Origin of the sequence: Ehrlichia canis str. Jake, from assembly GCF_000012565.1 — a bacterium.
Classification (GTDB): Bacteria; Pseudomonadota; Alphaproteobacteria; order Rickettsiales; family Anaplasmataceae; genus Ehrlichia; species Ehrlichia canis.
This window is the reverse complement of the sequence record NC_007354.1, coordinates 1,027,243-1,042,487: the sequence shown is the minus strand read 5'-3', so window position 1 is coordinate 1,042,487 and position 15,245 is coordinate 1,027,243. Positions and strand designations below refer to the sequence as shown.

Sequence of the window (15,245 nt, the reverse complement as noted above, 5' to 3'; positions counted from 1 at the left end):
ATGATGAGTGTGTTGGTGTAGTTCTTAATTATATTTTTGTATTTGTTATTTATATGAGTTTTATTGTAAGTGATATTACATATTTTATTAAAGTGTAGTGAATTTTTTGAATTTTGTGTATAATTAATTATTGTACTTGAATAAGGTGTGTTATGATTACAGGTGGTATAGGTCTGTCTAATCTTGAACTTACTTTAATAATATGTCTTGTTTTATTATTACTTGCATTGTTAGCTTTTATAATAAACAAGTGTTGTGCTAAGCCTAAATATGAGCCATTGCCAAGTGACAAACAACAAGATTATAAAACATTACAGGGAGATTATGATGAATTAAAAAAAGTTTATGCAAAATTAGAACAAGAACATGAGCAAGTAAAGTGTAACCTTAATGATCTAAAGAAAGTTTATAGCGATGCCGCGGGTTTGTTGAGCAAATTGGAATCAGATTTAGGATTATTACGGTCAGATTATAATATGCTGCAAAATCAGTATGAAGGTCTAGAAAAAGATAGATTAGAAGCATTGCATGCATTTCGATCAAGTATGAAACATTACGCAATGCTGTACAAAGATTAATAAAGTCAACATGCGAAAGGTCTAAGGATTTATTGCAAAATCTTAATGTATTAGTAAAATTACGAAAAACACAGCTTATTGAAAAATTATCAAAAGCTAAGTTGATGGGAAGGAATGACTTAAAAGAGTTCATGGTATACGAACTGGTAGTTCTTCAAGGTGCACTAAATGATCTTATTCAAAGTAGCAACAATAAATTCTGTATTGAATCTGAAAAAATAATGTCAGCCTTATCAAATGTTGTAGTTGATGGAGTATCAGAACAACATGATGAATGTGCTATTGACAAAGCAGCTTAATAAAGATCTTCAAATTTTAATTACAGGTATATATGTGTTATTTCTATCGTTAGGTGGTAGTATACGTCATATTTTATTGTTATGGTTGTTGCATAACTTACAAATAGTTGAAACATTGTGAGTCTCAAGAAAGTTATTAGTTGTTTTTATATAGAAATGTCATTGTAAATGACATTGAATATATTTTATGAGTGTGGAAAGCTTGTTAAAATAATGTTATCATAATTTTAAGTTTAGTTTTAGATAAGGTGTGTTATGGGTAATTTGGATATACAAAAGTATGTTTATTTAGCATTATTTTTGTTATTATTAGTTATACTACTCATGCTTGCTATATATCGCTATTGTGTTGCAAGTGAACATGATTTACAAAGACAAGATGTATTGGTGTTAAGTAGAGAGTACTATAACCAATTGGCTGGTGGGTATAGGCAGCTTAAGAATGATCAATCAGTAATGTTTGTACATAATGTAAGATTGGCAAAGACTTGTGAAGCAGTTGCTGAAGAAAAACGGAATTTGGAAAAGAAAATAAAGGAACTTGGTGATGATATGTCCGAGGTAAGTGTGTCAATGGCAGTAGAACTGAATAGCCTTGGTGTACATCCAACTGTAGTTAGTAGTATGACGTCTCAAATGTTAAGCCTACAAAGGCGTATCTATGATGTTGCACGATCTTCCCCAGTAAGTATTGTGAAAGCTGATCAAGGTGTACAAACAGAGCAACAACAAGCAAGTAGCGCGTTAGATCAAATATTAGCTTCTGGTTTACAATGTAATACTGGTGGTAAAGTAGTACATTAATATTAGTTTTTAGTATATGTATATTGCGAACCTCTATTATTTTTCACTGATATTGCTCTTAAAAGATAAGTAAAGTTAATGTGTGTGGAATGCTTTTCACTTTATAGTTGAATAATTTTATTTATGAATTTTATACATTGGTGTGTTATAATTAGTTATTCAAGTTAGATAAGTTGTGTTATGGATACTACTGCCATAGTTTTGTTAGTATTGCTTATTGTAATGTTATTGTTACTTGTATTGTTAGCTGTTGCTGCAGTTAAGTGTCAAAAGCAGTACAATTTTTTAAAAGAAGAGAATAAAAAATTATTAGCATGTTGTGAAGAAGCTAGTGATTATAGTCAAGAGTTAGTCTCACAGAATGATAAATTAAAGAAAGAGAGTGAAAGAATAAAATCTAAATCTGATAAGCTTGAGAGAGAATTAAAAAATAAAATGCAAAAGTTTTTTAGTGATCAAGTGTCAGAATATGAAGATTTAAAAGAAAGTTGTATAGAACTAATTAATATACGTGGTGAAAGTGTTAAAAAACTGTTTGATGATGTGAAGCAAGACATGTCTCCAGAGTCTGTAAAGTGTTTAATAGATACTAATATACTATTTTTACAAAAAAGTATAACATATGAAATTGATAGTTCTAAAAATACATTAGAAAAAAGACTAAGTGATCAATTTCCTTCAAATGATATTGAAGGCGCTTCAGTGTCGTCTACTGGTGGCAATGTACAGCCTAATGATATTGCTTAAGTTGTATTGTAAAATTTTACTTCTTAAAATATAATAGCTTCTGGTAATTTACTTAATGTATTTTATTAAAATATATTAAATAGTTTGACAGATGGTTGAAGCATTGTTAATAAAATATGTTGCTTATTTTTATATTTTGTTAGTCGATATATTTTTAAGAATATTAGGTATATTTATTTAAGTATAGTAGATTTTTAATATATGTTAGGTTGATATACATTTAAAAATGAATAGTCTAGTGTTGATATTGCTTTATTAATGTTGCTTGTATTCTTAGTTATTGGTATCAATACTTGTTATTATTTAAATAATGTAAATTATTAAATAATGATCAACTGTTACAAGATCACGGTAAGTAGTGCAATACTATAATAAATTAGTATGAGATTATGATTGATTAGGAAAAGATAATGTAATGGTAGTTTGTAACGAGTGTCGGTATAAATGATGTAAGTATTTTCCTAAGTTATGATAAAAAATATACGTGATAATTTAAGAATAGTAGTGGTTTAGTATAGTTTTTACTCTGATAAGATTATATCTACTTTAGATAGGTATCGTAATCTAATGATTTGATAGTCATGTCAAAAATTAGTGTGAATTGTTAAAAAGGTTTAATACTTGATTAGTATTAGATAGAAGAAAGTATGTGCTGAATTGCAAAACAGGTACACAGTTGAAGGTTATAATATTAATGAATAATCTATCAGTATTTTAAAGTTTGTGAGAAGGCAATTGTATAATGCTTCTTGTGAAAGCTGACTTAGATTTTGTCATATAAAGGTATGTTTATGTATTTTTAGTGGTAGTACATAATCAATTTATTTCAGAGTGTATTATGTGGTTCAATTTACTATTGAAAAAATGTTATGCGTTCAAAATAGTAAATTTAGTTATATAAATATTGTTTATTTTAAAACTTAGATGTTTTATAATAAATTGAAGGTAAATTTAAATTGTGTGTGTTATGGATAAAGTGAAAATTGCTTTATTGTTAACTGTGGTGTCTCTTTTGTTGTTGGTTATTGTTATATTTAGTTGTTTAAAAATATATAGAGGTAATAAGAGTTATCAAAAATTACTAAACCAGTGTAATGAACTCCATAGTAAGTATGATGACTTAGTGAGGTCGCATGAGGTAATAGTTTCTCAATTGAAAGGAGAACTTGCTTTTTTACGAGAGGGGTGTAGTGCTTTAGAAATGAAGAATGAAGCTTTACGAAGCTCTGATTGTGATACAAAGGAATTAGAAAAAAGTTAAAAGAATTACAATTGCAATATAGTCTATTAAAAGATGAGGACAACAAGTGGCGTTACCTTCATACTCAAGTAGTGTCCGAGAATAGTCGATTAGCTAGACAAGAGAAGATGTTACAAAAGAAGTGTGATGATCTATTAGAAGATGTTAAAAGTAAAGCATTATCGGTAAAGATTTTTAGAGAAGAAGTTGTGCATGTTCGTGCTAGACTTGTTAAAATTGTTGAACTTATGTATCAAGAGTTTAGTACACGCCTTACTGTTTTGAGCAGATCTTTAATAAGTACTGTTACTGATGGTTATCCTATTATTAGACGAAAAATGCAGAGAGATCATTCTTTAACACCTCAAGCTATGCAGCAAGGTGTAGGTGCGTTGTGTAGAGCATTTGTAGTTAATATTGACAAGGAATTAGAGAAAACTAAAAAAGCATGTCATATTAAGTGTAAGGAATTACAGATAGAAGTTGAAGAAGTCCTTGGTAGTGATGGTATTTTGAAAAACTTTTAAATTACCTATTGGTATTAGTGAATAGCTTCATATAATTTCTTTCTAATTAAAATAATACTGTAGATGTTGTAATACTTTATTTCTTAGCGTGCATTGTATAATTTATGAAGAGACATTGTGTATATAAAGAAGAAAATAGTTTTTAGCATTACTGATGATATTTTCTAGGTAAAGGTAGTTTTAAAAAGTATAGTCTGTATTTTTTATAGATATAGTAAATCGCATATTTATAATCTAAATATTATGTTTAGTTAGAATCTTCATAATTGTATTTGTATAAACTTATTAGTATTTAATATAGTGTAGTGTGTGTAATGTGTACTAAAGTACATGTTTATTAAATGTGATGAGTGTGAAAAAACTACTGATATATTACCCTAGTGAAGAATTATTGAAAAAGTCACTATTACATAAAATTTAGTATAATATTGTTGTGATAAGAATTTTGGGAAAGTACCTTGATAGGTATATCTGTAAAGTTTTTAATATCATTGAAATGTACTATATTATTATAATAGTATGAATAGGTGAGTTTTATAGTTTTTAAAAATTATATAGAAAATGATGTTTGTAAAATAGGAATTTTTGTTAGTATACTTGAGTTGTTAAGTTTTAAATGGTGTGTGTTATGGATGCAATAAGCTATGAAATTCTTATAGGACTGAGTATTGTTTTTTGTTGCTTTTAGTAATTTTTCTTATATATCAACGCTGTTTTAAGCCTTTGCGTGATAAGGTAGATATGTTGGAATATGAGAATAAACTATTAGAAGAGAAAAATGCAGAATTAGAATCTGAAATATCAGATGTGTCAAAAGCCCGTGATGCGGTATTATCGAAGTATAGTGATGTTCTTGAGAATATTGTAGGTACACTTGATCCAGAAGTGAAAGTGTCTAAAACAGGTGACTTTTTTCAAGATGCTACAGCTAACGTAACTGTTATTGCGAGGTTGATGCAGCAATCAGTATCAGACTTTGTAAAATATATAAGAGGTAATGAGGAAAAACAGAAGAAACAATACAAGGAACAAGGTGTACAAGTAGGTAGTGTGTCACTAGTATCTAATAAAGCATGTTACTTAGTCTATTATTGCTTTGTAGTTGTTATGAGTCTGATGCAAAATTCAATATTGGAATTTATAAGAATTGCATGAAATAATGAAAAAACAACACAAGAAAGTGTGCAATTAATGCAATATATTAGTATATGAGCAAAAGTTTAAAATGATTTGTTTAATATGTTGTAGGTTGATACAGTTTATAAGTATTTAAAATATGCATAAATATAATATAGTTAGTTGAATTTTAATTGTTTTTACTTAAGAGATGTGTTATAATTAATTGTAATAGTGTTGCTTATTTGATTTGTTTTTCTATACTATGGCTTTAAATAAAGAATCAGAACATGTTATGGGTACTAGCATCTGGTGTATTACCAGTTAAAACCATGTATTTAAGATAAAATATTTAATATAAGTAATCAGTGTTAGGTAAGTAAGATGCATTGTTGTAAGTTATGCAACTTCAAATGTTTTGTTAGTAAATTCACATAATAACATATGTGGTATATTAGTAAGATTGGTAAATTTATTATACAATACTGCTAGTATTGTAATATATTTTTTCATTTGTGTTGACTTGATCTATTTCTATCAAAAGTAAAAAGTGATAAGGTTTTGAATTTTATTTGATGAGGATGATTAATTGGTGAGACATCGTATTTATGGTAATCTAAAGATATGATATTATAATGTTTTTGTTATAGTCTGAAAAATGTATTATTAGTAAGTGTAGTATTGTATTTAAATATTAAATAAGGTGTGTGGTTATGAATGATTACGACAGTGTTATACTAGGATTCTTTATTTTATTTATTGTATTAACCATAATAATGTTTTGTACATGTTGTGTTTTTTGTACTCGTTCTGTTTTATATGATCGTCTTATTGAATCAGAAATAAAAAAATATAAGGATGTAGAAGAACAAGAATCGAATAGTTTGGGATGGACGGGGATTTTTGTTAATAGAATGCGAGATACAAAATGGAGTATTAATAAAGACGGGATTAGGTCAACTCTTATACGGCAACTTGAATTGCAAGGTCCGTTACGAAATCAGGTAATAAACCCTGATGGTAATAGGAATGATATTGGACTAAATTAATAAGTTGCTTATATATCTATTTATAGATGTACTGTATTTTGTTTAAGTAGAAATCTCTTTGATTTTTTGGTAATTATAGTAAGTTTGTTAAACAGTATACTATAAGTTAAGTGTATAGTAATTTAAGAGAGTGTGTTGTGTCAGACAAAAACCAAATTATGCTACTAGTGCTGCTTGTGTTGTTGGTACTATTATTGATACTTGCTATATATTTTTATTGTTTTCGGTATAAAAATCAAGGTAATATAAATGCGTTATTACAAGACAAGGAAGAACTATCATTACACTGTCAAGTATTAGCAGAGAAGTACAACAAATTACTGGGAGAATATAAAAATGTAATTCTTGCGTATATTAGTGAGAAAAAATCTTCTCTTGAAAAAGCAGGAGAGCTTAATGATACGATAATGTCTGCTATCAGTGAAGCTTTGATAGGAAGTTTACAAAAAATACATGAGGATGAAGGTATTGAACATGATCCTGAAAGTATAATAGCTGGTGTAGTAGCTTGGTTGACGTCGGTGAGAATTTACTCAATGCAGTTACTTGATGGATCAATGCAAATGGTTGAACAAAGTGAAAAAGCGTTGGCAGGAGAATTTTCAAGTCAACTTTCATTAGCTTTATTATCTAAAAATATTAGAAAAGGCATTAACACTAGTAAATCTAAGCGTGGATTAAGTAATTTTTGTGCAGGATGCTGTGCTTGTTTTCGTTCTCAGTCTGAACCTGAACCTGAGCCTGAACCTCAACCTCAACTTCAAGTGCAAGATGTACAAGTTGATCATAATAATGAGCGAGACAATGCAAGAGTGAATTGATAAGATCTGTTATGTCATGATAAAGAAAATTTCACTTATCTATTCTCAGCTGGTGTGTATAGTTAATAATATGTATATTAATTGATGTTGCAGCATTAATGTGTATATAATTAATGTGGTACTTTATTTAGTAGAGTATCTTGTAAGTAAAAATATCTCTAAGAGATTAAAAATTTATGTTTGTAAAGAAAATTTTGTACTGTAATTAAGTATTTAATTTCAAATTAAGATGGGGTGTGTTATGAGTCATAGTCATGCGTATGCTATTATAGGTCTTCTTGTAATGTGTATTGTTATGTTAATGCTGTTATTATTAATTGCCATGTGTCAATGTTGTATTAGCATGCGTACACTTGATGGTAAGTTTGAGTCTGAAGCAATGGCAGAGCAACGAATACAAGAGTTGGTAGATGAAAATCAAAACTTAGTGTTGGAAAATAGAGAATTAAGTGCTGCTTGTAAGTCAGCTAATGGTAAACTATCAGAGTTACTACTGCAAATGAAAAACTTATTATTGTCAGCTGAAACTCAAAGTGAGAAAATCTTGAATGATCTTGCATTAGACAATCAAGCAAATCTGTGTACAAAAAAAGCTGTGCAATGTGGTGTGTTAAAAATAAGACAAGGTATATTTGACATTGTTCATAATAATAGAGAAGAGCAAAGAAGAAACATTGAACTAGGTGGTAACACACCTTCTAAAATACCAGTATCAAAACTTAGAATGCAATCGTTGTCAACATTACAAAGTGAAAACAAAGTACAAAGTTGTTGTAATTAAATAAATATTTTTAATTGTCTGAATTATTCGAAAGTATGTATTTGACCTGGTATTACTACCTAAGTTTGGTTGGCACAAACATTACAATGTGGTAGTTGAGTGTTGTCTGAGTTTATCTTGATAGATTGTTATGTAATTTTTAAAACTTGTGTATGTGGTAATATTTCACAATTATCTGGTTTTTCAAAAGTAGTAATCTGATCAAATACTACTACTTAAAGCGTTATTGTCACTAGCATTACAATGTTGTGTTATATATTATGAGTTTACTTTGATAAATGTGAAGTGCTATGTAAAACTTGTGTTTATAGTAGTGTAACCATGCTTTCTTATTATACTAATTGAAAAGTAGGTATTAGATGCTAGTTCTTTGTTTTTAAGTGTGTGTGAATAGTGAAAAAATTCATTATTGTTACATGGATAGCATTTTATTAGAAAGTTGTGATGGTGGAATTGGGAAAGCAGCTTGATGTAATATAGAAATTTCAATTGTTGATGTAGAAAATATGAGTGCTTTTTCATGTTTTCCTTGTCTGTTCTTATAAAATGTAGATGTGAAATTATTAATTAGAACTCTAAAATGATTTAGATATTCTACTAAGAATAGTGCTATTTGCTTTTATTGGCAGTATTTTGCAAGTTATATGAATTTGTAATTATGAAAAGGCTTGTAATGAAAAATATGGCTTTAGTAAGGCTTATTGTAGAATGTGTAAGTATCTCTGGATAGTATTGTTTGTTTTGTTAATAAGTATTTTGTAGGTTGTATAAGTTTAATTATTAAAAATATAATAAGCTGTAAAATTTTGAATAAATGTGTTACAATTAAAATGTGTATCTGAAAGTAAAGTGTTATGAGTTACAAAAATAAACTGCTAATTACTGCTGCTGTTCTAGTGGTATTATTAATTTGTTATTAATTTTTACACTGTATTGATCTTACTCTAAAAGTTGTGACAAGTTAATTCATAAATCGTCACAAGATATGCATCAACCTGTAGAAGTAAAGGTATATAGTAAAGCAGAGCAAGACAAACGATTGATTGAAAATCAAGCTATTATAAAAAATTTAAAATTGGAACAAGATCTGCTATTAAAAAAGTTAGCTAAGTATAAGGAGGATAAAGCATGTCTTTTAAGTGAGATACAACTTTTACAACAAGCACTGGAAACAGAAAGGTTGAATGGGATGCAGAGTGCAAGAAACTTAATAGAGTCAAAAATGGTGCGGTCAGATTCTGCAATATATGAGATAATGTTTGATATGTGTAGTACATTAGATAAGTGTGTTTAGAAGTGGAACAGCAATGTGATACGAGACGCAAATTAGTGATATTGCATAGTGGGTTATTATTTGAATTACAAAGAATATGTTATAGTGTTTGTTATCAAATTAATAATGTTGTTAAGAATAGGGTGAGTAGGGTATTAGAAAGAGTTAGAAATTTAGTAATTAATAATTTAGACATATTGAATAATGATGATGAATTTTTTGATGTAGATGAAATTCCGTAGTATGATATTTGTTGCATTCATTAGAAAAAGGTACAGTAATGTAGGTGTAAAAGTAGATTAATTGTTATGTGATTAATATTTCAATTACTGATGAAAAAAACATAGTTTATATTTTGTGGTATTGCTCTATCTATCGTTATCAAGTGTATATATGATATTCTTAATAAATTTACTAATATTAAAGTTTAGATAAGTATTGTTAGTTTTTTATGTTTACTAGTAAATGATGTTTTGTAAATTAATAGTTTTTGTAAAGAACATAGTATTTTATAAATGTAGAAAATTTTTATAAAATATTTTAATATTATATATATTTTATGTTTAAATTGTAAGTGAGTGTGTTATGGATATGAATAAAGGATTACTTGTTGCTATTGCTGTGTTAGCATTGTTTGTTTTATTGTTATTGTTTGCTTTATATATAGCTTATAGAAAATATAAGGTGTGTAGCAACCAAATGAATTGCCTATCAGAAGAGTTAATAGTTGGTGAAAAACGATATAATACTGCATTAGGAAAATTAGAGAAAGAAGTACATTGCTTAACAAAGCAGTTAGCAGCATTACGGAATGAAAATGCAAAGATGTTATTAGCCTTAGAACAGTCTGAGAAAAGTGAAGTGGCCTTTGAACATGATTCTGCGCTTGAAAGGCAATTACAATTAAGTAACAAACAGATGGTTTTAAAAAATTGTGCAAAATTAAAAGACTTAGCTAGCAGGTTACGTACTATTGTTAGTGAGGCTCAAGCAAGACATGAAGATGATGTAATGCAAATTGAACATATAATTAGTGCGGCATTTAATTCCATGGTTTCATGCTATAAAAGTATGTTAGGGAATAGTTGTCATCAGCAAGTAAAAATTGCTATGAAAGACTTAGAATCTAGTATAAGGTGTGTAAAAAAGCATCTGTATGTATTATGTGATAAATTAGGCGAAGGGTTTATAAGTGCAGAAGAAGATATAAGTGATGAAGTGTTTAATCCTGTTATACAGATTGTTAATCATGCTCAGAAAAAAGTAGCTTAATTATTAATGTGATTATAAAAATTTAAATTACTGATGTGGGAAATATAAGTACTGTTTATGTTTTTCTTATCTATCCTTATCAAATAAATATAGATCTAATGAGATTTCACTGTAGAGTATTCTAGTGTATGTGAGCTTAGTGTTTTGTATTTCTTGTTAATTATGTTGCTGCGTTATATAGAAGTTACAAGAAGTATAATGTGTAATTTTTTATAAATTGAATCAATATGTTAAGAATTACATTAAAATTTATATAAGGTGTGTTATGGATACTTACAAAGTCTTACTAATTGTTGCTGCTATTGCAATAGCATTATTGTTTTTGTTACTAGTTTTTATTGCGTATAAATATTGTGTTAAATCTAAAAATTATGAGGTCTGTAATAATGAAAAAGTGGCTTTATATAAAGAAAGATAAAAAGTACAAACAGAGTTACAACAGCAAAAGCAACAATGTCAAAAATTAACAAGTGATATAGAAGAAAAAGATAAAAAATTAAAATGTTTACAAGAAAAGACTTCACTGAATGCATCAGCAACAATAACGTTTACTAAAAACTTAGCAGATTTCTGTATGCAAATGGAGTCTGATGTAGTTCAAACTTCAAAATTCAGATTAAAGTTATTAATTTCTGAATTAGTATATAAACTTGGTAAAAATTGTACATCAGTTATTGCAACATGTTGTGATCTTAGTCTGTCTGAGAAATTGGCATTAAGTTCTAGTATGTTAACATTAGAACGTACTATGTTAAATCTTGTTGATAGTGCTGTAGGAGAAGCATCACTTGCTACTGTACCAAATACTCAGCTTTTTAGCACATTCTTACAATGTAATAATGTAAATTGTCCTGAGAAAAAACAGTGAAGTTGTTATATAGTGTAAAAGTTTTACTCTTGGGTGTCAGAAATATAATTTTGTTACGTTATTCTTAATTAAAAGTAAGAGCGATTGTATAATGTGAAGTTTAATTGATAATAAGGTATGTGTTTATATAGTTCATGTTTATAAATAAGAATACAGGATATTAAAGATTATCTTAACTAGTGAATATTTTTGAATTATGTAAGTGTAAAGTTGTATAGTAAAGTATATAGTTCTTTGATAAAAATATTTAACGTTATAATTATTATTTGTCTAAATAATTGTGTGTTATGAGTGTAGGAGAATTAGCATTCTATTCTATTCTATTATATATTTATTACTATTGTATTAATTATTAGTGCTATATATTAGTGTTATTGTTAAAGTAAAGGTAGGAATAAGGTAAGACATCAAGCTAATGAAAAATTTGAATTAAAGGAAAAATTAATATCATTAGAATTAGAAGCTAGATGATTAAAAGAATATAATTCAATATTAGTTTGTAAATTGAGCGTAAGAATTACTAAGTAAAGTCTTAGAATTAGAAAATGATGCATTGTCAAAATCTATAAAATTTTTTTCAAAGTGAGTTTCAAGGAAACAACTTTATGAGTCATTATTAATAAATACTATAGAATGAAACCTACAGTAAATTATAAAGTGAAAATATGATGTTAGGGCAACAGTTAGAAAAGATCTCAGATCATTTGTGATGATCTCAAGTGTTACAGAACTTACTTTGCAATTGCAAATAATGTACTAACATATACCTACAAAAGGTAAAGATGAGAAAAAGAAAGAAGAACTAGTAAATAGTGGTCAAGTTGGTACCCAGAATCTCAAGTCCAGTAATCATCAGTCTCAAGTTGTGGAAATCAAGTTAAATAATAATATATCTTGGTAAAATTATATTATTTATTAACTTATATTAACAACATGTTGCTGTTCTGCTACACTGTTTTTATTTAAAATCAGTCAATTTAGATCATACGATACTTTTTTGTGAAAAATATCATTACGTTTTTAGTTAAGTATACCTAGCATAATACTTTATTAATTATGTGTGTATTTTTTCTTATTTATAAATATTGTTAGAAAATAACAAAACTTAATTTTTTATAGATATGGTAAATTTTTAAAGTAAAAATCTTAAATAACATGTTATAATTAAACATTATACTTAATTATGTAAGGTATATTATGGATACTCAGCTCATAATTATTATTTTATTAGCAATATTTAGTTTTTTATTTGCTTTATTTATAGCTGTTTCTATATATAAATGTTGTGTTTCATGCAATGATATTAAAGAGGATTATAAAGAAGAGTGTGTAGAAGGAGATATACAGAAGGAACTCGAATTATTAAAACAAAGAAATAAGGAATTAGAAGATACTGTAAGAAAATTAAATACAGAATTGATTATATCAAGGGCAGATTTTCAAAAGCAATGTTCAGAAATGACCAAATCTTTAAAAGATATGTCAAATATAGATAATCTCACTATAGAAGTAGCAGTATTACATAAGAATTTAATAGATTTTGCGAAGCGGATGGAATCTGATTTAACAAAATCTTCAAGTGAGAAGTTACAATGCTTAAGTTCTGAAATTTTATTGAAACTTTATCAATTTTGTCATTCAGTTTTAATAAGAGGTCAGAGAAATGTAAAAAATGAGGCTATGGCACAGGATTTGGAACATGTTCAGAAAATCATGTTTAGTATTATTACCCAGTTAACAGAAAGACAACAATTGCAAACTGAAGAAGTATCACCAGAACATCAAGTACATAGTACTTCAGTATCATCTTATGGTGCTAGAAATATTAATCAAATAGAGTAATTGCTAATATATTGATAGAATTTAAATATTTATGTTAAAAAACTAGTTTCTACTTTTCTGTTTTTATAAAAAGTTAAACAGTATGAATAATTTAATACTTTATTTTTAATGGTAGTGATGTTTTATTACATTTTACTGATGAGTGAGTTATTACATACAAATTACCATATAAAAAGTACTATCCTGCTGTATTGTATTCCTGACAATATTATTCTTATTAAATAAACATGCTTCAAACATATATAGAATATAATTTATTATTAATTTAATAAGTAAATTTCTTAAGTAAAATTGTTAATAATCTGTTATAATATAGTATTATATAATTTGTGTAGGATATTATATGAAAGATCGGTTAATGATAGCTGCAATTTCTTTATTGGCAATATTTAGTTTTGTATTGATTATGTTAGTGGCTATTTCTATATATAAATGTTGTATTCTATCTAATGATAGATCCGAAAATAAAATATTAAGGGATGATATAGCAAGGTTAAATACACAATTAGATATATTAAGTAGAGAAAATAAAGGATTGAATTCACATATAAAAGATAGCAGTGTTGAATCACTACAACTGTCTTTTGAATTGGAGAATTTCACTAAAAGAATGAACGATATGGAAGAGGTAAAACCTGAGGATGTTAAACGTATGCTTTTTGAATTATTAGGTAAACTTGATAAATTTTGTAAGTCAGTAGCAAGAAAAAGTGAAAATGTTGAAGGAAATTGCGAAACTTTTATTGATATGCATTTGACTAAATGCAAAGAAAATATATTGAACATGATTGATAGATTAATACAAGGAGAAAATCAAGTACAGCAACAAACCCCACAAGTGTTGCTTGATTGTAATGAAACTCAGGGTGTATCAGCATTGTCTTGTAATAGTACAAATCATGTTCAATTAGTTTGATAATTTTATTTGTAAAGATTTTTCTTGTTAATTAGTAAAAGTATTAAAGGTATTTTTTGTCTATTTTTTATAATTTGAGAAAATTAGAAAAAATCTTAATTTAGGTTATTAGTTGATAGATATAAGCGTGTTGTCTAACAATGGAGTCTAAGTATTATGCATGGTGTCATATTGTAGTGCTACAGATCATTATGAAATAAGTTGATGATGCTATTTGTAAAAGCTTTGCTTATTAGTGTAAAAGAATGTTAAAATTTTATAATAATTCTTGTTGGTTGGAAGAATTGAAAAAAAACTATACTTACAAGATGAATAAATGAACATAATAAGCATGTCGAGTACAGTAAACTTACTGCTTTATCATAATGCAATCTAGTGATTATTATAGTCATCTTATATTAGTTGCAAATAATTGTATACTCATTGATCTGTTGTACTACTACTGCTTTGCAAAGAGCATATGAGAAATTTATACAGTTACATATAATGTTATACTTTGCTTATTGTTAATGTATATTAATTAGTGATGAAATTTTAATAAGCATGCAAGTTATTATATACATTTCTTTATTACTAACGTTGAGCAGAATATATAAGTATAATTATTTTTAGTTGTAGCAAATTACTTAAATAGTATGTTATAATTAAGTATTAGTTTTAAATTTTAATCTAAATTAGGTGTGTGATGACAAATACTGAAATTGGATTAACAGTAACACTTATATTATTGTTGAGTGTAATATTATTAGCTTTATTGCTTGCTTTTTGTGTTTTTCGATATTGTGGAAGTTACTTAGATAGAAAAGTTGAAAGTATGCAAAGGCTTTTAGAGGAACCACGAATTATGGACCAACACAAGTTAGGTAACGCTGGTGGTATGGAAGAAGTGGTACAATGCAGGTTAGGTAATGCTGATGGTGTAGGAGATCCGTTGCTGCAAGCAAGTGGTGGTTCTAGTATTACGGTGGAAGAAATGCGTATAAGAAGATTAGGAAGATTTAGTACTAACAAAGAAGGAAATATTAATCCAAGAAGTGGTTTAAGTAGTTCAAAAATAGTAACTTTGGATAGCCTTGTTCAAGATAAAGCAGCTTAGTTTAATCTATTATAAG

18 protein-coding genes are annotated in these 15,245 nt (G+C 27.5%); all 18 read left to right on the top strand.

The window, feature by feature from the left end:
* The first annotated feature begins 152 nt into the window (after positions 1 to 152).
* The 18 genes from ECAJ_RS03790 to ECAJ_RS03710 all read left to right on the top strand — a co-directional run bounded on the left by ECAJ_RS03790 (position 153) and on the right by ECAJ_RS03710 (position 15,229).
* On the top strand, positions 153 to 578 hold the full coding sequence (locus tag ECAJ_RS03790) for a hypothetical protein (protein WP_011304847.1): 426 nt from the start codon (positions 153 to 155) through the stop codon (positions 576 to 578).
* A gap of 32 nt (positions 579 to 610) precedes the next feature.
* The gene (locus ECAJ_RS03785; protein WP_155799202.1) at positions 611 to 877 is read left to right on the top strand and encodes a hypothetical protein; all 267 of its coding nucleotides are present in this window, start codon (positions 611 to 613) and stop codon (positions 875 to 877) included.
* Between the two features lie 255 nt (positions 878 to 1,132).
* Positions 1,133 to 1,681, top strand: a complete 549-nt coding sequence (locus ECAJ_RS03780; protein ID WP_011304846.1) for a hypothetical protein — start codon at positions 1,133 to 1,135, stop codon at positions 1,679 to 1,681.
* A 180-nt stretch (positions 1,682 to 1,861) separates the two neighbouring features.
* Positions 1,862 to 2,428: a hypothetical protein gene (locus ECAJ_RS03775; RefSeq protein ID WP_011304845.1), complete on the top strand. Its 567-nt coding sequence runs from the start codon at positions 1,862 to 1,864 to the stop codon at positions 2,426 to 2,428.
* Positions 2,429 to 3,395: 967 nt separating this feature from the next.
* On the top strand, positions 3,396 to 3,689 hold the full coding sequence (locus tag ECAJ_RS03770) for a hypothetical protein (protein ID WP_044262031.1): 294 nt from the start codon (positions 3,396 to 3,398) through the stop codon (positions 3,687 to 3,689).
* Positions 3,690 to 3,700: 11 nt separating this feature from the next.
* Entirely contained in the window at positions 3,701 to 4,195 is a 495-nt protein-coding gene (locus tag ECAJ_RS03765) for a hypothetical protein (RefSeq protein ID WP_155799201.1), read from the top strand.
* Positions 4,196 to 4,870: 675 nt separating this feature from the next.
* Positions 4,871 to 5,350 carry a hypothetical protein gene (locus tag ECAJ_RS03760; RefSeq protein ID WP_011304842.1) on the top strand — a complete coding sequence of 160 codons (480 nt, stop codon included), beginning with the start codon at positions 4,871 to 4,873 and terminating at the stop codon, positions 5,348 to 5,350.
* Between the two features lie 674 nt (positions 5,351 to 6,024).
* Positions 6,025 to 6,360, top strand: coding sequence for a hypothetical protein (locus ECAJ_RS03755; protein WP_044262027.1), 336 nt, complete (start codon positions 6,025 to 6,027; stop codon positions 6,358 to 6,360).
* Between the two features lie 137 nt (positions 6,361 to 6,497).
* On the top strand, positions 6,498 to 7,181 hold the full coding sequence (locus tag ECAJ_RS03750; protein WP_044262026.1) for a hypothetical protein: 684 nt from the start codon (positions 6,498 to 6,500) through the stop codon (positions 7,179 to 7,181).
* Between the two features lie 241 nt (positions 7,182 to 7,422).
* Positions 7,423 to 7,962 carry a hypothetical protein gene (locus tag ECAJ_RS03745; protein ID WP_044262025.1) on the top strand — a complete coding sequence of 180 codons (540 nt, stop codon included), beginning with the start codon at positions 7,423 to 7,425 and terminating at the stop codon, positions 7,960 to 7,962.
* 985 nt (positions 7,963 to 8,947) lie between these two features.
* Entirely contained in the window at positions 8,948 to 9,256 is a 309-nt protein-coding gene (locus tag ECAJ_RS03740) for a hypothetical protein (RefSeq protein WP_011304838.1), read from the top strand.
* A gap of 2 nt (positions 9,257 to 9,258) precedes the next feature.
* Complete coding sequence (locus ECAJ_RS03735; protein WP_044262024.1) at positions 9,259 to 9,477, top strand: hypothetical protein; 219 nt, start codon at positions 9,259 to 9,261, stop codon at positions 9,475 to 9,477.
* Between the two features lie 343 nt (positions 9,478 to 9,820).
* Positions 9,821 to 10,507 (top strand): hypothetical protein, encoded by a 687-nt coding sequence (locus tag ECAJ_RS03730; protein ID WP_011304837.1) that lies wholly within the window; start codon positions 9,821 to 9,823, stop codon positions 10,505 to 10,507.
* 265 nt (positions 10,508 to 10,772) lie between these two features.
* The gene (locus tag ECAJ_RS05040; protein WP_155799200.1) at positions 10,773 to 10,925 is read left to right on the top strand and encodes a hypothetical protein; all 153 of its coding nucleotides are present in this window, start codon (positions 10,773 to 10,775) and stop codon (positions 10,923 to 10,925) included.
* Between the two features lie 156 nt (positions 10,926 to 11,081).
* A complete protein-coding gene (locus ECAJ_RS03725; protein ID WP_011304836.1) occupies positions 11,082 to 11,375 on the top strand; it encodes a hypothetical protein in 294 nt (97 codons plus the stop codon).
* A gap of 1,197 nt (positions 11,376 to 12,572) precedes the next feature.
* A complete protein-coding gene (locus ECAJ_RS03720; RefSeq protein ID WP_011304835.1) occupies positions 12,573 to 13,217 on the top strand; it encodes a hypothetical protein in 645 nt (214 codons plus the stop codon).
* Positions 13,218 to 13,560: 343 nt separating this feature from the next.
* Positions 13,561 to 14,133: a hypothetical protein gene (locus ECAJ_RS03715; RefSeq protein WP_011304834.1), complete on the top strand. Its 573-nt coding sequence runs from the start codon at positions 13,561 to 13,563 to the stop codon at positions 14,131 to 14,133.
* A gap of 685 nt (positions 14,134 to 14,818) precedes the next feature.
* A complete protein-coding gene (locus tag ECAJ_RS03710; RefSeq protein WP_011304833.1) occupies positions 14,819 to 15,229 on the top strand; it encodes a hypothetical protein in 411 nt (136 codons plus the stop codon).
* The last annotated feature ends 16 nt before the right edge of the window (positions 15,230 to 15,245 follow it).